Origin of the sequence: Streptomyces sp. NPDC005266 (assembly GCF_040607655.1) — a bacterium.
Classification (GTDB): domain Bacteria; phylum Actinomycetota; class Actinomycetes; order Streptomycetales; family Streptomycetaceae; genus Streptomyces.
Genome location: NZ_JBEXHC010000001.1, coordinates 386,525 through 412,502 on the forward strand (window position 1 = coordinate 386,525; position 25,978 = coordinate 412,502).

Annotated in this window: 16 protein-coding genes; 5 read left to right on the forward strand and 11 right to left on the reverse strand. The window is 73.5% G+C overall.

The features are described from left to right. Nucleotides 1-49: 49 nt before the first annotated feature. From ABZU99_RS01765 to ABZU99_RS01780, 4 genes are all read right to left on the reverse strand, one after another. A complete protein-coding gene (locus ABZU99_RS01765) occupies nucleotides 50-1,453 on the reverse strand; it encodes a M20/M25/M40 family metallo-hydrolase (RefSeq protein ID WP_356049654.1) in 1,404 nt (467 codons plus the stop codon). Between the two features lie 54 nt (nucleotides 1,454-1,507). Further along, on the reverse strand, nucleotides 1,508-5,245 hold the full coding sequence (locus ABZU99_RS01770; RefSeq protein WP_356049656.1) for an ATP-dependent DNA helicase: 3,738 nt from the start codon (nucleotides 5,243-5,245) through the stop codon (nucleotides 1,508-1,510). A gap of 68 nt (nucleotides 5,246-5,313) precedes the next feature. After that, nucleotides 5,314-8,661 (reverse strand): ATP-dependent DNA helicase, encoded by a 3,348-nt coding sequence (locus tag ABZU99_RS01775; protein ID WP_355943237.1) that lies wholly within the window; start codon nucleotides 8,659-8,661, stop codon nucleotides 5,314-5,316. Between the two features lie 99 nt (nucleotides 8,662-8,760). Then, a complete protein-coding gene (locus ABZU99_RS01780) occupies nucleotides 8,761-9,135 on the reverse strand; it encodes an MGMT family protein (RefSeq protein ID WP_355943239.1) in 375 nt (124 codons plus the stop codon). A 252-nt stretch (nucleotides 9,136-9,387) separates the two neighbouring features. Here ABZU99_RS01780 and ABZU99_RS01785 point away from each other — a divergent pair, with 252 nt between their 5' ends. The 3 genes from ABZU99_RS01785 to ABZU99_RS01795 all read left to right on the forward strand — a co-directional run bounded on the left by ABZU99_RS01785 (nucleotide 9,388) and on the right by ABZU99_RS01795 (nucleotide 15,590). Beyond that, entirely contained in the window at nucleotides 9,388-12,231 is a 2,844-nt protein-coding gene (locus tag ABZU99_RS01785; RefSeq protein ID WP_356049659.1) for a lysylphosphatidylglycerol synthase transmembrane domain-containing protein, read from the forward strand. Nucleotides 12,232-12,383: 152 nt separating this feature from the next. After that, nucleotides 12,384-13,895, forward strand: a complete 1,512-nt coding sequence (locus tag ABZU99_RS01790; protein ID WP_355943243.1) for an alpha/beta hydrolase — start codon at nucleotides 12,384-12,386, stop codon at nucleotides 13,893-13,895. 75 nt (nucleotides 13,896-13,970) lie between these two features. Continuing rightward, nucleotides 13,971-15,590 carry an alpha/beta hydrolase gene (locus ABZU99_RS01795; protein WP_356049661.1) on the forward strand — a complete coding sequence of 540 codons (1,620 nt, stop codon included), beginning with the start codon at nucleotides 13,971-13,973 and terminating at the stop codon, nucleotides 15,588-15,590. 64 nt (nucleotides 15,591-15,654) lie between these two features. On the opposite strand, the gene moeZ is transcribed toward ABZU99_RS01795, so the two are convergent. The 7 genes from moeZ to ABZU99_RS01830 form a co-directional block, all read right to left on the reverse strand. Continuing rightward, nucleotides 15,655-16,833, reverse strand: coding sequence for an adenylyltransferase/sulfurtransferase MoeZ (gene moeZ, locus ABZU99_RS01800; RefSeq protein ID WP_355943247.1), 1,179 nt, complete (start codon nucleotides 16,831-16,833; stop codon nucleotides 15,655-15,657). An 86-nt stretch (nucleotides 16,834-16,919) separates the two neighbouring features. Further along, nucleotides 16,920-17,687: a spherulation-specific family 4 protein gene (locus ABZU99_RS01805; protein WP_356049663.1), complete on the reverse strand. Its 768-nt coding sequence runs from the start codon at nucleotides 17,685-17,687 to the stop codon at nucleotides 16,920-16,922. Further along, nucleotides 17,675-18,721, reverse strand: a complete 1,047-nt coding sequence (locus tag ABZU99_RS01810; RefSeq protein ID WP_355943251.1) for an NAD-dependent epimerase/dehydratase family protein — start codon at nucleotides 18,719-18,721, stop codon at nucleotides 17,675-17,677. Before ABZU99_RS01810 ends, ABZU99_RS01805 begins: the two co-directional genes overlap by 13 nt. Before the next feature lie 99 nt (nucleotides 18,722-18,820). After that, a complete protein-coding gene (locus ABZU99_RS01815) occupies nucleotides 18,821-20,110 on the reverse strand; it encodes a hypothetical protein (protein ID WP_356049665.1) in 1,290 nt (429 codons plus the stop codon). Next, the gene (locus ABZU99_RS01820; RefSeq protein ID WP_356049667.1) at nucleotides 20,107-21,933 is read right to left on the reverse strand and encodes a DUF3492 domain-containing protein; all 1,827 of its coding nucleotides are present in this window, start codon (nucleotides 21,931-21,933) and stop codon (nucleotides 20,107-20,109) included. Before ABZU99_RS01820 ends, ABZU99_RS01815 begins: the two co-directional genes overlap by 4 nt. Before the next feature lie 193 nt (nucleotides 21,934-22,126). Then, complete coding sequence (locus tag ABZU99_RS01825; protein WP_356049669.1) at nucleotides 22,127-23,638, reverse strand: DUF3152 domain-containing protein; 1,512 nt, start codon at nucleotides 23,636-23,638, stop codon at nucleotides 22,127-22,129. Next, entirely contained in the window at nucleotides 23,622-24,656 is a 1,035-nt protein-coding gene (locus ABZU99_RS01830; RefSeq protein WP_355943258.1) for an alpha/beta hydrolase, read from the reverse strand. Before ABZU99_RS01830 ends, ABZU99_RS01825 begins: the two co-directional genes overlap by 17 nt. A gap of 133 nt (nucleotides 24,657-24,789) precedes the next feature. Between ABZU99_RS01830 and ABZU99_RS01835 the strand changes: the two genes are divergently transcribed. Continuing rightward, entirely contained in the window at nucleotides 24,790-25,050 is a 261-nt protein-coding gene (locus tag ABZU99_RS01835; RefSeq protein ID WP_356049671.1) for a hypothetical protein, read from the forward strand. Between the two features lie 135 nt (nucleotides 25,051-25,185). Then, on the forward strand, nucleotides 25,186-25,854 hold the full coding sequence (locus tag ABZU99_RS01840; protein WP_356049673.1) for a TetR/AcrR family transcriptional regulator: 669 nt from the start codon (nucleotides 25,186-25,188) through the stop codon (nucleotides 25,852-25,854). Nucleotides 25,855-25,978 lie beyond the last annotated feature (124 nt).

A 25,978-nucleotide genomic window follows, 5' to 3' on the forward strand; every position in this document is an offset into this window, starting at 1 on the left:
CTGCTTCCAACTCCCCCTGCGAAACGGGTGGTTTTACATACATGGGCGGCTATACCCGGCCATTCTCCGCCAGATCGCCCAAGAGGTAGGCGGCCGTCTCGGCGCCCTTCATCAGAAGGTCGAGCTCGACCTTCTCGTTCGGCGCGTGCCAGCCGTCGGACGGCACCGAGATGCCCACGAAGAGCACCGGTGCGTCCAGGACGTCCTGCAGATCGGCGGCGGGCCCCGAGCCGCCCTCGCGGGTGAAGCGGATCTTCTGGCCGAAGGCGCGCCCCATGGCCCGTACGACCGACTGGAGGGCGGGGTGGTCCAGCGGGGTCAGACAGGGGCGCGTCGCGCCCCAGAAGATGATCTCGTGGCGGATACCGGCCGGGAGCCGGTCGGCCACCCAGCCCCGCACGGCGGCCTGGACCTTCTCCGCGTCCTGGCCCGCCACCAGCCGGAAGGACAGCTTCAGCCGGGCTGCCGAGGGCACGATGGTCTTCCCGCCCGGGCCCTGATATCCCCCGGCGATCCCGTTGACCTCGGCCGTCGGCCGGGCCCAGATCCGCTCGAGGGTGGAGTACGCCGCCTCGCCGAGCGTGGCGTGCGAATGCGCGGTGCGCAGCCAGCCCGCCTCGTCGAAGGGCAGCTCGGCGAAGAGCTCGCGCTCGCGGTCGGTCAGCTCCACGACGCCGTCGTAGAAGCCCGGAATCGCCACCCGGCGGTCGTCGTCGTGGAGGGCGGCGGCCAGCCGGGCGGCCTCGGTGGCCGGGTTGGGGACCGCGCCGCCGAAGGAGCCGGAGTGGATGTCCTGGTCGGGGCCGCGGAGATCGATCTGGCAGTCGGTGAGGCCCCGCATGCCGGTGCAGACGGTCGGGGTGTCCTCGGACCACATACCGGTGTCGGAGACGATCACGGTGTCGCAGGTGAGCCGGCCGGCATGGGCCCGCAGCAGCTCGGGGAAGTGCGGGGAGCCGGACTCCTCCTCGCCCTCGATCAGCAGCTTGAGGTTCACGGCGGGCGCGCCGCGTCCGGTCGCGGCCAGATGGGCGCGTATCCCCAGGGTGTGGAAGAGGACCTGCCCCTTGTCGTCGGCGGCGCCGCGGGCGTAGAGCCTGCCGTCCTTGATGACGGGCTCGAACGGATCGGTGTGCCAGCCGTCCTCGCGAGCCGCGGGCTGGACGTCGTGATGGCCGTAGACGAGCACCGTGGGGGCGTCCGGATCACCGGACGGCCATTCGGCGAAGACCGCCGGGGCCCCGGCGGTCTCCCAGATCTCGGCCACCGGAAACCCCGTCGCGGTGAGGTGCTCCGTCAGCCACCGGGCGCTGCGGCGGACGTCATCGGCGCGCGCGGGGTCGGCGGATACGGAGGGGATGCGCAGCCACTCGGAGAGATCGTCGAGGAAGCCGGCGCGATGACCGTCCACAAAGGCGCGGACAGCATTGTCCGCATCCGGGGTGTTGCTCATGCATGTGAGCCTATCCGGCCCGCGCGGAAACGAGAGCCGGGGGCTCCGCAGCGCTCATGTGCGCTCGCTCTCAGTCAGCGAATCGGCGGCGCTCTTGTCGTTGTTGCCGTTGTTGCCGTTGTGGCCGTTGTTGTCGTTGTTGTTGTCGATTTCCGTCTCCGCGCCGCTCTCGCCGAGCAGGATGCGCTCAAGCTCGGCACGGCCGGGCAGCGCGGCCGGGCGGACGACCTCACCGCTGCGCACGTACACAAAGGCCGCCGTGACCGCCGACAGGGGCAGATCCTGCTGCTCGGCCCAGGCGAGGCGGTAGACGGCCAGCTGGAGCGGGTCGGCGTCCTGGGAGCGGCCCGTCTTCCAGTCGACGATCTCGTATCCGCCGCCCCGCCCGCCCTCGGCGCCCGCCACCGCCGGCTCGCGATACACGGCATCGATCCGGCCACGGATGGTACGGCCTGCGAGGGTGAGCTGGAACGGCGCCTCGACGCGATGCGGGGTGCGCCGGGCGTACGGCGTGCGCGTGAACGCCTCCTTGAGCGCGGCCAGATCCCGCTCGTCCGCGATCTCCGCCTCTTCGTCCTCGCCGCCCGGCAGCTCGTCCGGGCCGAGGAACGGGAGCGGCAGCTCCTCGAAGCGCGATTCGACCCAGGCGTGGAAGCGGGTGCCGCGGCGTGCCGCGGGTCGCGGCGGCCGTGGCATGGGGCGGGCCAGCTCCCGTGCGAAGCCGTCCGGGTCAGCGGCCAGCCGCAGCAGCTGTGAGGCGCTCAGGGTGTGCGGCACGGGCACCTCGTGCACGGTCGCGCGGGCGCGGCGCAGCTCTCCGGCGAGCGCGTCGAGATCGCGGTCCCAGGAGGCGGCCAGGCGTGCCTCCTCGGGCAGCAGACCGCCGTCCGGCGCCGGGGCGGGCTCCGGCTCGCCGTAGGAGCCGTTGCCCGGGTCCTTGGACGCAGCCTCGTACGCGTCCCCGTACGGATCCGGGACGGACGGCTCGTCGGGGTCCGGCTCGTCGAGGTCCGGCTCGTCCGGGTCCGGCTCGTCCGGGTCCGGCTCGTCGAGGTCCGGCTCGTCGAGGTCCGGGCCGTCGAGGTCCGGGCCGTCGTGGCTGCCGTAGTACGGATCCTCGTACGGCTCGTCGGGCGGCTCGGGCCACTCCGGGTCGGCCGCGGGCGCCGGAGCCCGGCCCCGTCCGGCCGAGGGGTGATCGGCGTCGTGCCCGGACGGCCCGTTCACGGCATCCGCGTCCTCCTCCACCGGGCCCTGGTCCTCCGCCTCGATGCGCGCCAGATGGCCGAGGACCACATCGGCGGCGCGGCGGCGGCGGGCCAGGGAGGTGGGGTCGAGCGGCAGCGGCCAGGCCCGGTCGGCGGACGCCTCCCGCAAGGCTGGATTCTCCGCGTCCTCCTCCGGCGCCTCGGCCCACGCCTCGACCTCGCCGTATCCCTGCTCACAGTGGACGCGCAGCGCGTCCAGAAAGGCGGAGGGGCCGCGCGGCCGCTTCTGGGTCGGGCCCCACCAGTGGCCGGAGCCGAGCAGCAGGGAGCGGGGCCGGGTGAAGGTGACATAGCCCAGCCGGAGTTCCTCGGTCCGCTGATGCTCCTTCATGGCGTCCTTGAAGGCGGCGATCCCCTTGCTGTCCCAGTCCGGGACGTCCGGCAGGGTCTCCGCGTCGCCGCGCAGCTCATGCGGCAGGACTCTGGCGTTCGCCGTCCAGGACTCGCGGGCCTGCTCGCTCGGGAACTGTTTGGCGACCAGTCCGGGAACCGCCACCACGTCCCACTCCAGCCCCTTGGACTTGTGCGCGGTGAGCACCTTGACCGTGTTCTCCCCGCCGGGCAGGGAGTTGTCGAGCCCTTTCTCGTACTGCTCGGCCGTGCGCAGAAAGCCGAGGAAGCCCTGGAGTGTGGCCTCGCCCTCCACGGCGGCGCCCGGTCGGCCGGCGAAGGCGGCGGCGACGTCCAGAAAGTTGCTCAGCGTCTCGCGGCGGCGGGCGGCCAGGGCGTGCGGCGAGGCGGACAGCTCGACCTCCAGACCGGTGGTGGCCAGCACCCGGTGGAGGACGTCCATGAGCGGATCGGCCAGCGATCGGCGCAGCTCGCGCAGCTCGGCGGCGAGCCGGGCGAACCGCACCCGGGCCTCGGCCGAGAAGGGCAGCCCGTCGTCCGGGCCGCCGCCCGCCTCGAGGAAGGTGTCGAGCGCGTCGGCGAGCGAGATCACCTCGGCCGGGTCGACGCCCTCGACGGCCTCGGCGAGCCGGCGGTCCGGATCGTCCCCGTCGTCACCGGGGCCGCCGTGGGAGACCAGCGCGCGGGCGCGGCGGCCGAGCAGCGCCAGATCGCGGGGGCCGATCCGCCAGCGCGGCCCGGTGAGCAGCCGGACCAGCGCGGCGTTGGCCCCCGGGTCCTGGAGGACCTCGCAGACGGCCACGAGATCGGCGATCTCCGGCAGGTGCAGCAGCCCCGAAAGCCCCACGACCTCCACCGGAACATCGCGTTCCACCAGCGCGCCCTGGATCTGGGCGAAGTCACCGGCCGTACGGCACAGGACCGCGATCTCCCCGGGCGGGGTGCCGGTGCGCACCAGATGGGCGATCGAGTCGGCGAGCCAGGTCAGCTCCTCGCCATGGGTGGGCAGCAGCGCGCAGCGCACCATCCCGTCCCGCTCGGCCCTCGGGGCGGGGCGCAGCGCCTCGACGCCCTCGTGCAGGGCGCGCAGCGGGGCGGCCAGCCCGTTGGCGAGGTCCAGGAGGCGGCCGCCGCTGCGCCGGTTCTCGCTGAGCGCGAAGCGGTGCGCGGGGTGGCCGTCGGCGTGCGGGAAGTGCTCGGGGAAGTCGTCGAGGTTGGCCACGGAGGCGCCGCGCCAGCCGTAGATGGCCTGGCAGGGGTCGCCGACGGCGGTGACGGGGTGGCCGGTGCCGCCGCCGAAGAGGCCGGACAGCATCAGCCGCTGGGCGACGGAGGTGTCCTGGTACTCGTCGAGGAGGACGACCGCGAACTGCTCGCGCAGGATCCGGCCGACCTCCGTACTGCTGAGGGCGAGGGTGGCCGCGTAGGCGATCTGGTCGCCGAAGTCGAGCAGATCGCGGCGCCGCTTCTCCTCGCGGTACGCCTCCACCACGCCCAGCAGCTCCAGCCGGGCGCGGGCGGCCTCCGGCACCTTGCGCAGCGCTTCGTTGCTCAGCCGCACCCCGTCCAGCGTGCGCAGCAGCTCGGTGTCGTACGTGCGCAGCCGCTTGGTGGGAACGAGGTGCTCGGCGAGCTCGGCGTCGAGCGCGAGCAGATCGGTGACCAGGTCGGCGAAGGGGCGCACGAGCGCCGGATACGGGCCGGGGGCCGAGCGCAGCACGCGCGCGGCGAGCTGGAAGCGGGTGGCGTCGGCGAGCAGCCGGGTGCTCGGCTCCAGGCCGATGCGCAGCCCGTGCTCCTTCAGCAGCTGTCCGGCGAAGGCGTGGTAAGTGGAGATGCTGGGCTCGCCCTGGCCATCGGCGCCCGGATCCGGGCCGGGGGCTGGGTCCGTGTCCACGACACCTGCCGTGACCAGGGCCTTGCGCACCCGCTCCGCCAGCTCCCCGGCGGCCTTGTTGGTGAAGGTGAGGCCGAGCACCCGCTCGGGCGCGACCTGTCCGGTGCCCACCAGCCAGACGACGCGCGCGGCCATCACCGTGGTCTTGCCGGAGCCGGCTCCGGCGACGATCACCTGTGGGGCGAGCGGCGCGGTGATGCACGCCATCTGCTCCGGGGTGAACGGGACCCCGAGAAGCTCCTTGAGCTCTTGGGGATCGGTGATGCGTGCTGACACCCCAGTGAGGCTATCGGTGCCCACCGACAGCGGCCCCCGGCCCCTTCCCCGGCGCCGCCTTGTCGGGCTCAGTCCACCACGTGACGGCCCTCCGCGCGGGCGCTGCACGAGCCGCGGAAGGCACAGCGGTTGCAGTGTTCCCCCGTGCTCGGGGTGAACCGCTCGTCGAGGACGCGCCCGGCCGCCGTGGCGAGCAGCTCGCCGACCCAGTCGCCGTCCGGCGGGTCCTGGGCCTGGACCTTGGGCACGGTGTCGCCGCCGTCCTTCTTGGCGGCGCCCTGCCGCAGCTGGACCAGCTCCGCGCCGCCCGGCTCGGGCCTGGCGCCGTCGAAGAGCTCGTCGACGGCGCCCTCGCGCACCGCCAGCTGATAGACCGCGAGCTGGGGGTGGCGTTCGACGTCGCCACGGGTCACGGACTGCTTGCCGGTCTTGAAGTCGACGACGTACGCACGGCTCTCGCCGTCCCGCTCGACGCGGTCCATACTGCCGCGGATGCGCACCTTATAGGCGTCCGCATCGAGCGTGACGTCGAAGCCGTGCTCCGTGGCGACCGGGGTGCGGCCGCCGCGCTCCATCACATGCCAGCGCAGAAAGCGCTCCAGCGCCGCCCGTGCGTGCTCCTTCTCCTGCCGTGACTTCCAGGGGGCGTCGAAGGCGAGCGCGTCCCATACCGAGTCCAGCCGCTCCATCAGGACCGCGAGATCGGCCGGGGTGCGGCCGGAGGCGACCTCATCGGCCAGGACATGGACCACGTTGCCGAAGCCCTGGGCGGCCGTCGAGGGGGCGTCCGCCTTCACCTCACGTCCCAGGAACCACTGGAGCGAGCAGGTGTTCACGAGCTGGTCGAGCGCGCTGCCGGACAGGGCCACGGGCTGGTCGCGGTCGCGCAGCGGTACCGCACTGTGCGTCGGCTCGTACAGCCCCCACCAGCGGTAGGGGTGGGCCGCCGGGACGAGCGGCTGGCCGTCCTCGTCGCGCAGCGCCGCGAGCCGTGCCAGGCGCCGCGCGGCGGCGTCCCGCAGCGCCTCGGAGGCGTCCGGGTCGACGGTGGTGGCGCGCAGCTCGGCGACGAGTGCGGCGACGGACAGCGGGCGGCGCGGCCGCTGGGTGACATCGACCGGCGGGACGCCCAGCTCGGCCAGGAAGCGGGAGGGCTGGTCCCCGTCCTCGGAGGCGGCCTTGACGGCGGTTACCACCAGTCGCTCCCTCGCCCGGGTCGCCGCCACATAGAACAGCCGCCGCTCCTCGGCGAGCAGCGCGCCCGGCGGCAGCGGCTCGGCCAGCCCGTCCCGGCCGATCCGGTCGGCCTCCAGCAGCGAGCCGCGCCGCCGCAGATCGGGCCACAGCCCCTCCTGCACGCCCGCGACCACCACCAGCCGCCACTCCAGCCCCTTGGAGCGGTGGGCGGTCATCAGCCGTACGGCGTCGGGGCGGACCGCCCGGCCCGAGAGGGTGTCGGCGGCGATGTCCTGGGCCTCGATCTCCTCCAGGAAGTTGAGCGCGCCGCGGCCGCCGGTGCGCTCCTCCGCGCGCGCGGCGATCTCGAACAGCGCGCACACCGCGTCCAGGTCCCGGTCCGCGTTCCGCCCGGCGGCCCCGCCACGCTCTGCCGCCCGCTCCAGCCGGGCGGGCCAGGGGGTTCCGTCCCACAGCTCCCACAGCGCCTGTTCGGCGGTCCCGCCCCTGGCCAGGGTCTGGTGCGCGGTGCGCAGCAGCAGGCCAAGGCGCTGGGCTCCGCGCGCATACGACGGGTCGTGGACGGCCAGCCGCTCGGGCTCGGCCAGCGCCTCGGCGAGCAGCTCGTCCGAGGGGCGCGGCACGGCGCGTCCGGCGGACCGCTCCTCCTCGCGCAGCGCGCGGCCCAGGCGGCGCAGATCGGCGGCGTCCATGCCGCCGAGTGGCGAGGTGAGCAGGGTGAGCGCGGTCTCGACGTCCAGGGCAAGCCCTCCGCCGTCCGGCAACGCGGCCGTGGCGGCGGCGCGCAGCGCCGTCAGCAGGGGGGCCACCGCGGGCTCCTGGCGCAGCGGGATGTCGTCGCCGTCCACCTCGACGGGAACCCCGGCGGAGGTGAGCGCCCGGCGCGCGCCGGGGATCGAGCGCCCCCCGGCGCGCACCAGGACAGCCATCTCACCCCAGGGCACCCCGTCCTCCAGATGGGCACGGCGCAGGATGTCGGCGATGTTGTCGAGCTCGGCGCCCGGGGTCGGATACGTGTTCACCTCGACACGCCCCCCGTCGCGGATCGCCGACAGCTCCCGGTGCGCGCGAACGGCGTCGGCGGGCAGCCGGGTGAGCGGCATCCGGCGGGCGATCAGCCGGGTCGCCGCGAGCAGGCCGGCGCCCGAGCGGCGGGAGGTGGTCAGGACCGCCACGGACGCCGGTCTGCCGTCCGCCCGCGGGAACGCGTCGGGGAAGCCGAGGATGCCGCCCACGTCGGCGCCGCGGAAGGCGTAGATCGACTGGTCGGGGTCACCGAAGGCCACGAGGGTGCGCCCACCCGCCGCCCGGCCGCCGCCTGGAGGCGGTGTGGATCGCCCCGCGCCGTCGAAGCCCGCCAGCGCGCGCAGCAGCCGCGTCTGGGCCGCGTCCGTGTCCTGGTACTCGTCCACGAACACGGCGTCGTAGCGCGCGGCGAGCTCCGCCGCCGTGCCGGGCCGCTCGGCGAGCAGCACCGCGCGGTGCACCAGCTCCGCGTAGTCCAGCACCCCCTGGGCATCCAGGACGTCGAGGTACTCGGCGAGGAAGGCGGCCGCCGCGCCCCAGTCGGGGCGCCCGGTGCGCGCCGCGAAGTCCCCCAGTGCCCGTGGCCCGAGGCCCAGTTCCCGGCTGCGGGCGAGCACGGCGCGGACCTCGTCGGCGAAGCCGCGGGTGGTCAGGCAGGCACGCAGCTCGTCCGGCCAGCGGGCGAAGGCGCGCCCCTCGCGCGCGAGCTCGGCCTGGCCCGCGAGCAGTTCGCGGACGACGACGTCCTGCTCGGGTCCGGAGAGCAGCCGCAGTGGATCGGCGAAGAGATCGACGTCCTGGTGGGCGCGGACCAGTGCGTAGCAGAACGAGTGGAAGGTCGTGGCCTGCGGCGCGGCCGCGCCGCCCAGCCGCGCGGCCATCCGGTCGCGCAGCTCGACGGCCGCCTTACGGCTGAAGGTGAGGACCAGGATTCGCTCCGGGTCCCCGCCCTCGCGCACCCGCCGGGCAACCGCCTCCACGAGCGTGGTCGTCTTGCCCGTGCCAGGACCGGCGAGCACCAGCAAAGGACCGCCCCGGTGCTCAACCACGGCGCGCTGCCGTGCGTCCAGCACAGGAAGGGCGCCGGGCGCCGGCCGCCGCCGGAGCAGGCGGTAGACGCCCGGGGACGGCTGCCGTGAGGTCGGCTGCCGCGCCCGCCGCTGCCGGGGAAGGGACGAGGAGGAGGTGCTCACGTGGATCGCCGGTCCTGGTGGGTTGGCTGGGTGCGGGACAGCCTCTCATGTGACGCGGGGCGTCACCCGAATGGCTGTGGACGGCTCCGCGGACCCTCCCTAGGGGCCGAGGTCACCGCCGGACCAGCGCGCCCTGGCCATGTCGATCCGCGGCAGATGGCCCTCGGCCGAGCGGGCCGCCGAGCGCAGCGGAGTGCCCTCCTCGCGGTAGTGACCGAGGGCGCGCAGCTCATGGCCGGGCAGCAGCGCCCCGTCCGCGCGCACCACGCGCCACCAGGGCACGGCGCCCCCGTAGAGCGCCATCACCCGGCCCACCTGGCGCGGCCCGCCCTCCTCCAGCCACTCGGCGACGTCCCCGTAGGTCATCACGCGGCCGGCCGGAATCAGCTCGGCCACCTCCAGCACTCGCTCCGCGTAGGCGGGCAGCTCGGCAGCCCTGTCCTCGGCTCCCGGCTCCTGGCTCTCCCCGCTCATCCGAACCATCCTGCCGCACCCCGCCGACGATCCCGCCCAGAGGCCCGTGAACCCCGCCCAGAGGCCCGTCAACGGTGCCCAGAGGCCCGTCAACGGTGCCGACCGAGGATTTCCGGGCGGTGGCTGGGTTCGATCACGCTGAGTGCGGGAATCCAGTACGGGGCGTACGATCCAAGGCTCACGCCCCCAGAAATGCACCCTGATGCCCTCCTGCACAGCCCGGGCATGCCACCATCTTCCGGGCGGTGACTGGTGATACGAGACCAAGAAGAGACAGCCGAGCAGCAGGGTGCGCAGCCTCCGGAAAAGGAGGCACGCACCCCTGAGGCGTTGTCGCGCCCCGACGCCCCGCCCGGCGCCCCCGACGCCCCCGACGACGCCGGGAAGCCGGACGGCCCCGGCGAGACCCGGAAGCCGGACGCCCGCGACGACGCCCGCGACGACGCGCGGGGCTCCGGCGACTGTGACGAACCCAACGGTGGAAGCCAGGGCCAAGTCGACCGGGTCTCGGGCGACGAGCCGCTGCTGCCCGCCCGCGTCCACCGCCCCGCCGATCTGCTGCGGCTGCTGCTCGGCGTCCTCGGCATCGGCGTCGTCCTGGCCATCGCGGCCTTCGCGCACGGCACCACCGCGGGCCTGGAGAAGGACATCGGCCACGGCGCCAACCAGGCGCCCCCACTGCTGATCGACCTCGCCGGGCTCACGGCCAGCGTCGCCGTCCTGGTCCTCCCGGTGGCCTTCGCCTTCGAGCGCCTGATCAAACGGGACGGGCTGCGCATCGCCGACGGCGTGCTGGCCGCGGTCCTCGCCCACGGCGTCTCCCTCGCCACCGATCTGTGGGTCGCGCGCGGCGCGCCCCCCTCGATCCGCGAGGCGCTCACCCAGACCGCGCCCGGCGGCACCCTGAGCGACCCCGTGCACGGCTATCTCGCCCCCGTCATCGCCTATATGACCGCCGTCGGCATGGCACGGCGCCCGCGCTGGCGGGTGGCCATGTGGGGCGTGCTGCTGCTCGACGCCTTCGCGGTGCTGGTCGGCGGCTACACCACCCCGTTCTCGATCGCCATCACCGTGCTGATCGGCTGGACGGTCGCCTACGGCACGCTCTACGCCGTCGGCTCCCCCAATGTCCGGCCCACCGGTCAGAATCTGCTCGCCGGGCTGCGCCGGGTCGGCTTCAACCCGGTCAGCGCGGCGCGCGCCGAGGAGCCCGCGGACGACCACGGCAACCAGGGCGAGCGGGGCCGCCGCTATCTGGTCACCCTGGAGAACGGCCCGCCGCTGGACGTCACCGTCGTCGACCGCGAACAGCAGGCCCAGGGGTTCTTCTACAGCGTCTGGCAGCGGCTGACGCTGCGGACGATCACCCCGCCCCGCAGTCTCCAGTCGCTGCGCCAGGCGCTCGAGCAGGAGGCGCTGCTCGCCTACGCGGCCATCGCGGCCGGCGCCAACGCGCCCAAGCTGATCGCCACCTCCGAGCTCGGCCCGGACGCCGTGATGCTCGTCTACGAGCACATCGGCGGCCGTCCGCTGCCTGCCGTGCCGGACGAGGCGATCACCGATGAGTTGCTGGCTGGGGCCTGGCACCAGGTGCAGGCGCTCCAGTCGCGGCGGATCGCCCATCGGCGGCTGGACAGCGACGCCCTGCTGGTCGACCGCTCCGGCCGGGTCGTCCTGACCGATCTGCGCGGCGGTGAGATCGCGGCCGGCGATCTGGTGCTGCGGATGGACGTCGCGCAGTTGCTCACCACGCTCGGGCTGCGCGTGGGCGCCGAGCGTTCGGTGGCCGCCGCGGTCGCGGTCCTCGGCCCGGACGCGGTCGCCGACAGCCTTCCGCTGCTGCAGCCCCTCGCGCTCGGCCGCGGCACCCGGGCGACCCTGCGCCAGCTGGCGCGGGAGCGGGCCCAGCGTCAGCGGGAAGCCGTCCTGGAGGCGTCGCGGGCCGCCAAGGAGGCCAAGGAGGGGCGCGAGGCGGAGGCCAGACAGGCCGCGGAGGCCCGGCAGGTGGATGCGGCCACCAGCGGCCGCAAGATCCAGAAGGCCGAGAAGCAGGCGGAGAAGCGGGCGATCGAGGAGGCCCTGGAGGAGGCCCGCGAGGAGGATCTGCTCGCCCAGATCCGGCAGCAGGTGCTGCTGGTGCGACCGCAGGCGCCGATAGAGCCGGTACGGCTGGAGCGGATCAGGCCGCGCACCCTGGTCAGCTTCTGCGCGGGCGCCTTCGCCGCGTACTTCCTGCTCTCCCAGTTCACCCATATCAAGCTGGGCGCCGTGGTCGGCGAGGCCAACTGGATCTGGGTGGTCTTCGCGCTCGCCTTCTCGGCGCTGACCTATGTGGCCGCGGCCATGAGCCTGCTGGGCTTCGTCCCGGAGAAGGTGCCCTTCTGGCGTACGGTGCTGGCGCAGGTCGCCGCCTCGTTCGTGAAGCTGGTGGCGCCCGCCGCGGTCGGTGGCGTCGCGCTCAACACGCGCTTCCTGCAGCGGGCGGGGGTCCGGCCGGGGCTCGCGGTGGCCAGTGTCGGCGCCTCCCAGCTGTTCGGGCTCGCCAGCCATATCGTGCTGCTGCTGACCTTCGGCTATATCACCGGCACCGAGCGCACCCCGACGCTCTCGCCGTCCCGGACCGTGATCGCCGGGCTGCTGACGGCCGCCGTACTGGCGCTGGTGGTGGCCGCCGTTCCCGTCCTGCGGAAGTTCGTTTCCACCCGGGTGCGGTCGCTGTTCGCGGGCGTCGTGCCGCGCATGCTGGACGTCCTGCAGCGGCCCAAGAAGCTGCTCGTCGGCATCGGCGGCATGCTGCTGCTGACCGCCGCGAACGTGATGTGCCTCGACGCGTCGATCCGGGCGTTCGGCGGCGAGCTGAGCTACGCGAGCATCGCGGTCGTCTTCCTCGCGGGCAACGCCCTGGGGTCGGCCGCGCCCACCCCCGGCGGCGTCGGCGCGGTCGAGGCCGCCCTGATCGCCGGTCTGACCTTCGCCGGGCTGCCGTACGAGACCGCCGCGCCCGCGGTGCTGCTCTTCCGGCTGATGGTCTTCTGGCTGCCGGTGCTGCCCGGCTGGCTGGCCTTCACCCACCTCACCCGCGAAGAGGCGCTGTAGGGCCGCTGCAGGCGCCACCGGGCCCCTCGGTACCCCGGCGAGCCGGGCGGGACCGTGGGCGGTCCCCCCTCACCCGTACGTCCGCGCTGTGCGCGCGGGCTGCCGTCACGGCCCTGAGGATGGCGGTACGCCGCCATCCCGGGAGAGCCGCCGTGTCCCGACCTCTGCGCACCGGTGCGCTGTCCGCCGCCGCCCTGTTGCTGGCCGCCTCCGCCGCCGGGTGCGGCGGGGGCGACGGCAGGCCGGACACCTCCGCCCACCAGAAGCTCGACTGGGCCGCCTGCCCCACCCCCTCCGACAGCGAGGACGGGGCCGCCACCAGGCCCCCGGGCAGGGAGTGGGAGTGCGCGACGCTCCATGTCCCGCTCGACTACCGGAAGCCGGACGGCGACGTCATCGGCATCGCCATGATCCGCGCGAAGGCCACCGACCGCCGTCATCGCATCGGCTCGCTGATCTTCAACTTCGGCGGCCCCGGCGGCTCGGGCGTGGCCACCCTTCCGGCCCTGGCCACCAGCTACCAGCACCTGCGCACCCGCTACGACCTGGTCAGCTTCGATCCGCGCGGGGTCGGCCGCAGCAGCGGGGTGCGCTGTCTGGGCGACCGGCAGCTCGACGCCTACTACGCCGCCGACGCCACCCCGGACGACGGCTCGGAGGTGAAGGGGCTGATCCGCCGGCTCAAGACCTATGTCACCGGCTGCGAGCAGCACTCCGGGAAGGCCCTCCCCCATGTCGGCACCACCAACGCCGCCCGCGACATGGACCTCATGCGCCGCGTCCTCGGGGACAAGAAGATGCACTACTTCGGCATCTCCTACGGCACCGAACTCGGCGGCGTCTACGCCCACCTCTACCCCCAGCACGTCGGGCGTGCGCTCTTCGACGGTGTCGTCGACCCCCAGCAGACGCCCGAACAGGGCGCGCTCGGGCAGGCCAAGGGGTTTCAACTCGCGCTGGGCGACTACCTGAAGTCATGTCACAAGAGCGCCGACGCCACCTGTCCCACTCAGGCCGAGATCCTCAGGCTGCTGAAGCGGCTCGACACCCATCCGGTGCCCGGCATCGGCGGCCGGAAGCTGACCCAGTCACTGGCCGCCGCGGGCATCGCTCAGGCCCTCTACTCACGCGACTACTGGCAGTACCTCACCCAGGGCGTCGCAGGCGCCGAGCAGGGCGACGGCAGGATCCTGCTGGCCCTCGGCGACGCCATGAACGGACGCGACCCCGACGGCGACTACAGCACCCTTCAGTCCTCGCTGACCGCCATCACCTGCGCCGACTACACAGAGCGCTATACCGTCCGGCACATCGAGCGGAAGCTGCCCACTTTCCGCCGGGCGTCCCCGGTCTTCGGTGACTTCATGGGCTGGAGCCTCACCCAGTGCACCGACTGGCCGGTCCGCGGCACCTGGACGACGCCCGACGTCAGCGCCCCGGGCGCCGCGCCGATCCTGGTCATCGGCAACACCGGGGATCCGGCCACGCCGTACTCGGGGGCGCGGCGGATGGCGGAGGAGCTGGGGCCCGGGGTCGGGGTGGAGCTCACCTACAAGGGCGAGGGCCATGGGGCGTACGACAGCGGAAGCGGTTGCGTACGCAACACCGCCAACGCCTATCTGCTGAACGGGAAAGTGCCGGAAAAGGGCAAAGTGTGCAGCTAGATCCGGGGGAATCGTGACGGCATTGAGAACTTGCGCGGACACTCCCCGCATTCCGTCCTCATAGGATCACCGGCTATGTCGAGTTCCCCACGCACCATACGGACCAGGGCGCTGGTCTCCGCGACCGTCGTGGTCGCCCTTGTCACCGTCGCGGGCTGCGACGGCGACGGCGGAAAGGAGCGGGGCAAGGCGTCGTCCAGTCCCTCGGCACCGGCTCCGGCCGGTCCGTCGGACTCCGGTCCGTCGGGCCCCGGCCTGCCGGCCTCGCTCACCGGCCAGAAGCCTGACTGGGCCTCCTGCCCGGCACCGACCGCCACGCAGGGCACCGGTGACAAGCCGGGGAGCGAATGGGAATGCGCCACGCTCAAAGCGCCGCTGGACTACGCCAAGCCGAAGGGAGAAACGATCGATCTGGCCATGATCCGCGCCAAGGCCACCGGCCCCGGCAAGCGGATCGGCTCCCTGGTGTTCAACTTCGGTGGCCCCGGCGGCTCCGGCGTCGCCTCGCTCCCCGGTTTCGCCGGGGACTACGCGAAGCTGCGCTCACGCTATGACCTGGTGAGCTTCGATCCGCGCGGAGTCGGCGAAAGCGCGGGGGTGAAATGCCTGAGCGACAAGGAGACCGACGCGTCCGACGCCGTCGACGGCACCCCGGACGACGACGCCGAGATCAAGGCGGCGACGGCCGACGCCAGGACATTCATCGCCGCCTGCAAGAAGCATTCCGGTGCGGTCCTGCCGCATGTGGACACCGTCAGCGCGGCCCGGGACATGGATCTGATGCGGCAGGTGCTCGGCGACCGCAAGCTCTCGTACTTCGGGATCTCGTACGGCACCGAGCTCGGCGGCGTCTACGCCCATCTCTACCCCCGGCACGTCGGACGCGCGGTCCTGGACGCCGTCGTCGACCCGGCCGAGGACCCCGAGCAGGGCTCCTACGGCCAGGCCAAGGGGTTCCAGCTGGCGCTCGACAACTATCTGAAGGACTGCGCCAAGAAGGGTCCGGCCTGCCCGACGGGCGGCGACCCGGCGAAGGGCACCGAGCGGATCGTCTCGTTCCTGAAGCGGCTCGACAAGAAGCCGCTGTCCACCGAGAGCGGCCGCGAACTCACCCAGGACGGGGCGCTGAGCGGTATCGCCGCCGCGCTGTACGACCGGGAGAGCTGGAGATACCTGACGCTGGGGCTTCAGGAGGCGATGAACCTCGGCAAGGGCAATCTGCTCCTCGCGATGTCGGATTCCTTGTCCGGCCGTGACGAGGACGGCCACTACAGCAATATCAACCCCGCCAATGTGGCCATCAACTGCGTGGACGACAAACAGCGTTACACCCTCACCGATGTGAAGGCCCAGCTGCCGCGCTTTCGCAAGGCGTCGCCGGTCTTCGGCGAATATCTGGCCTGGGGCATGCTCAGCTGCACCGGCTGGCCGGTGGCCGGCCGGACCGACACGCCGGACGTCGGCGCCGAGGGCTCGGCGCCGATCCTGGTCGTGGGCAACACCGGCGACCCGGCCACTCCGTACGCGGGAGCGCGGAAGATGGTCGAGGAGCTGGGCAAGGGCGTGGGCGTCGAGGTCACCTTCAAGGGGCAGGGCCATGGCGCGTACAACAGCGGCAACGCCTGCATGACGAAGACCGTGAACGCCTATCTGCTCGACGGAAAGGTGCCGGCGAGCGGCACCACCTGCGCATAGGGCACGCGCGAGGGGGCCGGACCGCCGTCACGACGGCGGTCCGGCCCCCTGCGCGAAGGATGTGTCAGTAGACCGGCTTCTCGGGCTCGATCTGATTGATCCATCCGATCACCCCGCCGCCGACGTGGACGGCGTCGGAGAAGCCCGCGGACTTCAGGACCGCCAGAACTTCCGCGGATCGGACACCCGTCTTGCAATGCAAGACGATCTTCTTGTCCTGCGGAAGGTCCTGGAGGGCGCCGCCCATCAGGAACTCGTTCTTCGGGATCAGCCGGGCGCCGGGGATGGAGACGATCTCGTACTCGTTCGGCTCGCGGACATCGATGATGTCGATGTTCTCGCCGTCGTCGATCCACTCCTTGAGCTGCTTGGGAGTGATCGTCGAACCGGCCGCCGCCTCCTGGGCCTCCTCCGACACCACGCCGCAGAACGCCTCGTAGTCGATCAGCTCGGTGACGGTCGGGTTCGGGCCGCAGACCGCGCAGTCCGGGTCCTTGCGGACCTTGACCTGCCGGTAGGTCATCTCCAGGGCGTCGTAGATCATCAGCCGGCCGACCAGCGGGTCGCCCGCGCCGGTGAGCACCTTGATGGCCTCGGTGACCTGGATCGAGCCGATGGAGGCGCACAGCACGCCGAGCACGCCGCCCTCGGCGCAGGAGGGGACCATGCCGGGCGGCGGGGGCTCCGGGTACAGGCAGCGGTAGCAGGGGCCGTGCTCGGACCAGAAGACGGACGCCTGGCCGTCGAAGCGGTAGATCGAACCCCAGACGTACGGCTTGTTCAGCAGCACGCACGCGTCATTGACCAGATAGCGGGTGGCGAAGTTGTCCGTGCCGTCCACGATCAGGTCGTACTGGGAGAAGATCTCCATGACGTTGTCGGCCTCGAGGCGCCCCTCGTGCAGCACGACGTTGACATACGGGTTGATGCCCAGCACCGAGTCGCGGGCCGACTCGGCCTTGGAGCGGCCGATGTCCGCCTGGCTGTGGATGATCTGGCGCTGCAGGTTCGACTCGTCGACCTCGTCGAACTCCACGATGCCGAGGGTGCCCACGCCGGCCGCGGCGAGGTACATCAGGGCAGGCGAGCCGAGGCCGCCCGCGCCCACACAGAGCACCTTGGCGTTCTTCAGCCGCTTCTGCCCGTCCATCCCGACATCCGGGATGATCAGATGGCGTGAATACCTGCGGACCTCGTCGACGGTGAGCTCGGCAGCCGGCTCGACCAGGGGTGGCAGCGACACGGGGACTCCGTAAGGGAAGGGAGCAGACGGAACGCACCCCGCGCGAGCGGGGAGGTTTTCTTCTCGTAACACTGCCACGCCCCATCTCATTCCATGACACGTGGTCCGATGCGCGAGACGATTTCGTCCCAGTAGCCGGGCAGCGTCTCCCACGGGGCCGCCGCGCTCGTGCGCTGCCCCGGGTGGTCCGTATGGTCCGTGAAATAGATCGTTCCCGCGCCCTGCCAGCGGGCGATGCGCAGTGCTTCTTCCAGATGCGCACGGGGAACCCCGTGCACCAGATGGCAGAACCGTTCGGGCGGATACCCCGCCGTCCACTCCGCCACCTGGGACCAACGGTAGTCCGCCCACGCGCCACGGAAGGTCACCAGCTGATCGGCGATCTCCATATAGCCCCGATACGGATGGGCACCCTGGCCGAGCACGACATACGCCCCGGCGAGCATCGCCCGCAGCGTGGTGACCGTACGGGCGGTCTCCGGCAGATCCGGCCGGTCCACCGGGCAGCGGTCCAGATAGAAGCCGTCCACCCGGTACCAGTCCAGAAAGCGGTCCGCGTCACCGACCAGCTCACCGAACGGGCGGGTGCCGCACCGCAGGTCCAGGTGGCCCAGCATCCGCACCCCCGCGGCCCGCAGCCGGGCCGCCGCCGTGAGGCAGTGCGGGTCCCGGCGCGCGCCGGGGCCGCGCGCCACATTGAGGACCGCCCAGTGCAGGGGGGTGTCGGGGCGGGTGAGCTCGGCCCACTCGGTGGGGGCGACCAGGGGGTGGGCATGGCCCGGCACTCCGAAGCCCAGCCCGGCGGCGGCCACCGGGGCCCCGCGTGGGGACCCCTCGGAGATCAGATGCGACATGCCGCCTCCATCCAGATGTCGGCCAGCGACTCCTCCAGCGGGATCCTGGAGCGCCAGCCGAGGCGGTCGCGCGCGGTGCGCACATCCGCCTGCTGCCAGCTGCCGCAGCCGTCGGGGTACGGGTAGGTGGCCGCGCTGCCGCCCGCGCCGTGCTCGGCCGCCCCCGCCGGATGGCCAAGGCCATGGCCCGGACCGGGGCCGTGCGAGGGCGGAGGGGCCGGGGCCGGGACATGGGGCATCGCGGCGACCGGGGTGTGGTGCAGCGCCCCGCGCCCCGGCGGGGCGTCGATCTCGTGCAGGGTGCCGCCGAAGCCGGCCACCCGGGCCAGGACGGTGGCCGCCTCACGCAGCCGGACGGCCCGCCCGGTGCCGATGTTGACGACGCCCTGCGCGGCCGAGAGCGCGGCCGCGTGCACCGCGCGGGCCACGTCCCGTACGTCCACGAAGTCCCGCTGCACCGCCAGCCCGCTCAGCTTCAGTTCGCTCTCCCCGGACTGCATGGCGCGCCGCATCGCCTCGGCCAGCCGGCCCAGCGGCGAACCGGCCGGGGTGCCGGGCCCGACCGGCGAGAAGACGCGCAGGACGACGGCGTCCAGCCCGGAGCCCAGCACCAGCTCGGTCGCGGCGAGCTTGCTCACCCCGTACGGACCGCCGGGGCGCGGCACGGCGTCCTCGGCGGTCGACGAGCCGGGCTGCGAGGGCCCGTACTCCGAGGAGCAGCCCAGCTGGACGAGGCGGGCACCGCAGCCGCTGCGACGCAGCGACTCGCAGACGGTCGCGACGGCGACGGTGTTGTGCCTGGTGAGCTCGCGGGCGCCGCCGCGGGTCGCGCCCGCGCAGTTGATCACGACGCCGGGGTGGACCGCGTTCAGGAAGCGGGTGAGCGCACCGGGGCTGCCGGTGGAGAGGTCGAACCGCACATCGGCGTCGTCGCCGCGGCCGAGCGCGGTGAGCTGGACGGCGGGGTCGGCGAGCAGGTGTTCGGCGACATAGCGGCCGAGATATCCACCGGATCCGAGCAACAGGACTCTCATCGGGCACGCCTCCCCGTGAGGGCGCGCGGATCGGTCATGTCGTCGCTCATGTGGTTGCTCCTCGTAAGGATGGGAGTGGGGCGGCGGGGGGTGGCGGGTTCACTGGGGCGCCTCGCGGGGAGGCGCGGTGGGGGTGTGGTGCGTACGGGGGCCGGTGTGGGCGGAGGCGCGGGACAGGGCGCCGATCGCGTACGTCAGCAGCCCGAGCGCGGCGGCGCCGCCGGCGACCGCGGGGACGGTGGCCGTGCCATGGGCGGCGGTCAGCCGCGCCAGGGGCTCGCCGAGCGGCGATCCGCCCGGCAGCCGGGCGGCCAGGGCGGCCGCGAGCGCCGTCGCCTCGGCGGCCCAGGCCACGGCGGTGCCGGTGAGCGCGGCCCGGCGAAAGCCGTGGACGGCGAGCAGCCGGGCGAGGAAGAGCAGCGCGCCCAGCGCGGCGACGGCCGCCTCGGCCGTCGTGACCGGGCCCGCCGGCGGCTCGGACAGGGTGAGCCGGGCCACGGGCACCAGCACCACCAGGCCGAGGAGGAAGGCCGCCACGGCGCCCACGCACAGCGGCCGCGCCCCCGCCGCGAACTCCGCCAGCCCACGGCTCGCCGCCAGCCTGCGCCGCGCAAGTACGGCGAACCAGCGGGCGCACCACGCAGCGGGCGCCACGGCGAGGGCGAGGACGACGGCGGCCTCGGCGGCGGGCGCGGCGGCGTACGGCCCCGGCGTGCCCTCCAGGAGCCCGGTGAGCAGCCAGTCGCCGCAGGCGGCGTACGACAGGAGCCAGCCGGTGCACAGGGGCCCCGCGAGCCGCGCTCGTCGCCCGCTCCCACGCCCGCGGACCCGCAAGGGCCCTCGGCACAGGCATCGCCACAGCGCGACCGCCACCAGGACGGCACCTGCCACCCCGACGGCCATACGGATCCCGGCCTCGGTCCTGACCAAGGCGTATACGGTCGCCGTACACAGCGCCCCGGGCAGCAGCCGCAGCGCCCCCCGAGCCATCCGCCGCGCCGCCGTCCCGGTCGGCGCGGGGGCCGGGGGTGCGGGCTCCTCGGCGCGCGGCACGCGGGCGTACAGCTCCTCGGCGAGCGAGAACACATCCCGGTGCCGGAAGCGGGCGGCGGTGCGGTCCGTCACCCCGTGGGCCTCCAGCCCGGCGGCGATCTCCAGCGGGTCGACGGCCCGCGCGCACAGCTTCCGGTGCCGGTGCATCAGCCCGCGCACCGGATCCACCGGCCCCCGCCGCACCGGGCCCGCGGTGGCACCGTCCGGAGGGGCCGGCTCGTCCGGGCGCCGCGCGGCGAGGAGCTCGCGGGAGCGGGGGTTCCAGCCGCCGGGTGAGGCGGGGCTCCGGGGAGTGTCGCGGCGGGCGGGGCCCGCCGGCGGCTCGGACCTGGTCATGCTCCCTCCTCGGGCACCTGGGTCTGGGGTCCCACGCCCTGCGGCCCCACGCCCTGCGGCCCCACGCCCAGCGGCTCGCGTGGCGCCGTGGTGGCCGAGGGACGGGGGGCCGCCCACGTGGGGGTGTGGTCGGCGGCGGGTCGGGAGTCCGCCGGGCCGGGGAGCCGACCGACGGTCCAGCGGCCCGGAATATGGGCCTCGGGCGGGCGGGCGAAGGGCAGCGGTTCGCCGCCCTCGCCGACCTCCTCGCGCCGCACCGGGCAGTGCGACATGAGCTCCAGATAGATGGAGCGGAAGGCCGCGACGTTCTGCTCGACGGTGAAGAGCTCCAGCGCCCGGGCGCGTGCCGCGGCGCCCAGGCGCGCTCGGCGCGCGGGGTCGCGCAACAGCGCGAGGCAGGCGTCTGCGAGCGCCCGCGGGTTGCGCGGGGGCACCACGAGACCGGTGCCGCCGATGGCCTCGCACACCGCGCCGACATCCGTCGAGACCGTGGCCCGCCCGCAGAACATGGCCTCGACGAGTCCGACCGGAAAGCCCTCCACCACGCTGGACAGCACCACGACGCTGCCCGCCGCGTACGCCTCCGGCAGCGACGACACCTCGGGGTCGCCGATCCGTTCGAAGGAGACCGGGTTGTCACCGGCGGTGTGGGCGTTCGCCGCCTCGTCGGGGAAGAGGTGATCGGCGAGCGCCCGGCAGTGGTCCGGGTAGCCGTCCGCGTCCGGGTCCGTGGCGCGCCGGGTCTCGACGACGCGCAGCCGCGCGTCCGGCTGCCACCGCCGCACCTCCGCGAAGGCGTGCAACAGGGCGATGACGTCCTTGGCGGGCTCGATACGGCCCACCCACACCAGCGTCCGGTCGTCGCCGCCGGCGACCGCGCCCTCGCCGACCTCGGCGAAGCGGGCCGCGTCCATGCCCGGATAGACGGTGCGCAGCCGCTCGCGGTCGGCGCCGCACCGCTCCTGCCAGCGCCGCGCGTGGGTGTTGCCGGGGGTGATGAGGGCGGACTGGGCGTACGCCTCGGCGGCCAGCAGGCGCTGGAAGCCGGCCAGCAGGGTGCGTACGGGCCCGGTCGCCCCCGCCTCCGCCGTGGACTGCCGGTAGTGCTCGCGCAGCCGGACGCCGTACTCGGTGACCAGCAGCGGCGTGCCGAAGAAACGCTTGGCCAGGAGCCCGGGGAGCGCGGCGGTGCCACCGGAGCCGGCATGGCACAGGTCCACCGCCGACAGCCCCGGATCGCTTCCGTCACCGCCGTACCAGTCCAGTGACAGCGGGCGCAGCGCGCGTTCCAGCGCCTCGGTCACGGCCAGCAGGTCGGCGACCCGCGCCTGGTGCGCGCCGCGCGGCGCGCCGGGGGTGTGACAGGCGCGCTCCAGCGTGCGGACGGCCTCCTCGGACCGGAGCGCGGCGGGCAGCCCACCGTGCTCACGGGCGAGTTCGGCAAGGCCGTAGAGACCATTGGCGAAACGGTCCGCCTGAGGGGCGGAGCCCTCCGTCGCCCCGGATCCGTCGGGCGCGCTGATCGCCGCCGCCAGCTCCCCGAAGTGCCCGGCGAACCGGCGCCGCTGCCGACGGCCGCCCGGGCCCCTGTGGCCGCTGCGCCCCGCCCGGCCCGCCGGCTCGCCCCACAGCGGCGCGGCGTGCACCCGGCGCACCTGCTCGGGGAGTTCGACCCAGCCGCCGCCTTCCTGGCGGGCGCTCCGGCTCAGCGCGTAGACCTCGAACTCGTGCTGGGCGAGTCCCCGCACGAGCCGGTCACACCACACCCGAGCGTCACCGATCGCGTACGGGTACCCACCCTCCGTAAGCATTCCCACGCGCATGAGCGCACCCCCGATCTTTCCAGTGGGCCGTCCGTCCCGCCGCCGTCATCGGCGGCGGCCGCCGTCAGGCAGCGGCAGCACGTTATGCGCGCATGGCCATAGCGCGACGGACGGTTGTCCGTCGCACCACCAAAAGGGGTGAACGCCCGTGACCTATTGGCACTTCAGGCGTTGTTGAGCGCCGTACGACCTGTTACGGGCGGGCCGGATCGCCGGATCCGCCCTCGGGGTACGGCCAGGCGTTCGGCCGGCAGCTGACCCCGTCGGTCGACAGGAACTTCGTCTGCTGCATCATCACCGGCGCGAGGGCGCCCTGCTTCTTGCAGGTCTCGTGGTTGAGCCCGAGCCGGTGGCCGACCTCGTGGTTGATGAGCATCTGGCGGTAGGAGTGCATCTTGTCGTCGCCGAAGGTCCTCGCGCCCTGCGCCCACCGATAGGCGTTGATCATGACGCGCTCGGTCGAAGCCGAGTCGCACGAGACGTTGTCCTCGGTGGTGTCGAGACCGGACTTCCCGCACCACACCGCGGTGGTCCCGGGGCTCGCGAGGGTGATCACGAAGTCGGCGTGCCCGGACGAGACCCGCTCGAACGTGCGACGGCCGCCATGCCCCCAACTGCGCTCGTCGTTGAGCGTCTTGTGCACGGCCTCGGCGAACAGCCCGCCGTCGAGCGGCAGCCCCTTCTCCACGTCCACGCGGTAGCGCAGCAGCCGGCCCTGGCCGGGCGCCTTGTCGCGCCCGCCCACGGTCTCGAACGTGCCGGACCCGCGCAGCTTCGGCTCCAGCGGGAACACCGCCGCCATCTTCTCGGCGTAGGCGACGGGGGCCACCGAGGCCGTGGAGCCGAGCGCCGGGGGGCGTGCGTCGTCGGGTACGCCGACATTGTCGCCGCCGCCGCGCTCGGTGCCGCCCTTGGCCTGCGCCTTGCCGCCGTCCTGCGGCCCGCTCGCCACCTGCCCGGCCACCACGACGGCCAGCACGGTGGTCACGGCCGCGGCGGCGACACCGGTGAAGGTCCGCCCCTTGCCGCCCTTGGCGACTCCGTGTGTGCCCTTGCCCGCGGGGTCGCCGTCGCCCCCGTCTCCGTACGGGCCGGCACCCCGGCCGGCGTCGCCGCCGCCGATGCCGTCGGAGCGCGTGGCGGCGTGGTCCTTGCGGCGCGGCGGGGGCACGACAGCACCCGGCGCCCCGGCGGCGAATACGTCGTCGTCGCCACCGTCGCGGTCCACGGCGTCGGGGGCCTCGAACGCCTCCAGGTACTCCTTGCGCGGGCCGGGCATCAGACCGGACGCGCCGCCCGCCATGGGGCGCAGCGGCGCGTCCATGGTCCGCATGCCCGAGGACGTCCGCGGGCCGCCGGGACCGGTGGCCTGGCCGCCGAAGGCACCCCAGCCGCCGCCCGGTTCGCGGTGCTCGGGGTGGCCGCCCCTGGTGTGGGCCGTGGGCGTGCCGGGGCCGTGCGGCACGCGCGGCAGGCCATGCGGCGGCGTCACCTGGGGGTCCGCGGCGCCCTGCCCGCCGCGCCGCCGACGGCCCGTCCCCGGCACTCCGTCGGCCATATTGGGCCCGCCGGGCGCGAGGTACTCCACCGAGCCGGAGCCGGAGCCGGGGCCGGAATCGGGACCCGGGCCCGAGCCCGCGGTGGCGGACCGGCCGTCCCGGCCCTCCTGGCTGCCACGTGCGCTGTGCTTACCCACGCGCCGCACCGCTCCCGTCCGCGCCGGGCGCCGGTATGGCGGCCCGTGCCTCCCGGCTGTCCCGGTCCTGTCGACCGTCCACATCCTCAAGCAGCTCGCGCATCCCGCGCGCCACTGCTTCGGGATACTCCATCATCGCGACATGCCCGGCGTCCAACAGGGTCAACAGACGCGAGTCGCGGAAGGTGGCGCTCGCCCGCCGCGCCATCCGGATGGACACCAGCTGGTCGCGCCCGCCGTAGACGAGCAGCGTCGGCGCGAGCACGCGCTCGGCCTGCCGCCACAGGGAGTGCTGGCCACCCAGGGTGTAGGAGTCGACGACGCCGCGCGCCGAGCGGGCGAGAGCGTCCCAGAAGTACGGCAGCGCGAGCCGGCGCTCGAACTCCTCCACGGCCAGCGCGAAGTCCGCCTTGCTGACCCGCCTCGGGTCGCCGTAGGTGAGCACCATCACCTCGCGGGTGCGCCGCTCCGCGTCCCAGTCCCTGGTCATGCGGGTGAAGAGCCGGGTCACTCCGGGCACCGCGAGCAGCCCGGTGGGCACCGCGGTGCGCTGCGGGCGCAGCTCGGGCAGCGCGGGCGAGACCAGGGTGAGGGTGCGCACCAGATCGGGCCGCGCCGCGGCGACGCGCGTGGTGATCGCGCCGCCCATCGAGTTGCCGACGAGATGGACGGGGCCGCGGCCGCTCGCGTCGAGGTGGCGGATGACGGCGCGCGCATGGCCGTTTATGGAGTAGTCGCCGTCGTCCGGGGGCGGGGAGTCGCCGAAGCCGGGCAGATCGAGGGCCTCGCCGTCCACCCGGTCGGCGAGCTGTTCCATCAGCGCGGACCAGTTCTGCGAGGAGCCGCCGAGCCCGTGGACGAAGAGCGCGGGGGACACATCGGGGGCGGTCGGCGGGCGTGACCGCACGGTCATGGTGAGACCGGGCAGACTGGTAGTCCGCAGTCTTTCGCCGGCCCCGACCCGCACGGACCGCGCGGGCGGTACCGCGGCAACGATGCGGGCTTTCGGCGGCTCGGTCGAAGACATGCGGCAATGTTACGAGACGATCACACACACGACCGTGTGTTCGCCCTCACAGACCACGTAGCGTCCGAAAGTGACCTCTCCTAGGCTCGTAAACCACAGGGGCGATCACCTGGCCCTTGGGAAAGGGGAGTACATGTCAGCCGACCGGAACCACCCCGAGCCCTTCGAGAAGGACGTCGACGACGTCTTCGAGGACGCCCTGGCGAACATCGACGAATCCGCCGAATTCAGCGTCGAGGCCCCCGAGGCGGACGCCGCCGAACAGCACTACGAGCTGCGCCCCCACCGCGACGAGCCCGTCACCGAGAACCAGCTGATGGAGGCGAACGAGGCCGATCGCGCGGAGCAGGCCCGCGTTGTCGAGGTGAACGAGAACGAGGAGGACTACCGGTGACCGGTACCATTTGTGGGCTTTTCATAGAGTCGGGTCCGTGAAATTCTCCGCACGGACGGCGCACGCCCCTGTTACCCAAAAGTACGATGGCGGGCGCGGTGGACACCGTGCACAGAAGATTCATTGGGAGGCGGCGTGACAGCCATCGAGGAGACCGAGGCGCGCCCGCGAGGGACGCGTCTGCCGCGCCGAGCCCGACGCAATCAGCTCCTGGGGGCCGCCCAGGAGGTCTTCGTCGCCCAGGGCTACCACGCGGCCGCGATGGATGACATCGCCGAGCGCGCGGGAGTCAGCAAGCCCGTGCTCTACCAGCACTTCCCGGGAAAGCTCGAACTGTACCTGGCCCTGCTCGACCAGCACTGCGAGGCCCTGCTGCAGGCGGTGCGCACCGCGCTCGCCTCCACGAGCGAGAACAAGCAGCGGGTCGCCGCCACCATGGACGCGTACTTCGCGTACGTCGAGGAGGAGGGCGGCGCCTTCCGGCTCGTCTTCGAGTCCGATCTGACCAACGAGCCCGCCGTGCGCGAGCGCGTGGACCGGGTCTCGCTCGAGTGCGCCGAGGCGATCAGCGAGGTGATCGCCGAGGACACCGGGCTGTCCAAGGACGAATCGATGCTGCTGGCCGTCGGGCTCGGCGGGGTCTCCCAGGTGGTCGCGCGCTACTGGCTCTCCAGCGGGAGCACGGTCCCGCGGGACACCGCGGTGCAGTTGCTCACCTCGCTCACCTGGCGGGGCATCGCGGGCTTCCCGCTGCACGGGGCCGAGGCCGGACAGGGCGGACAGGCCGGACAGGCCGGACACTGAGCCCCCGGCGCCATCTGGCGTCCGGAGAGCGCGTGTTCGCTGCGGGCGTGCGCCCGTGGTCCCCTGACGGTCTCCGTCCCCGGCTAATGTGTGCTGCGTACAGCGCGGCTGGCCGCGCACCCAA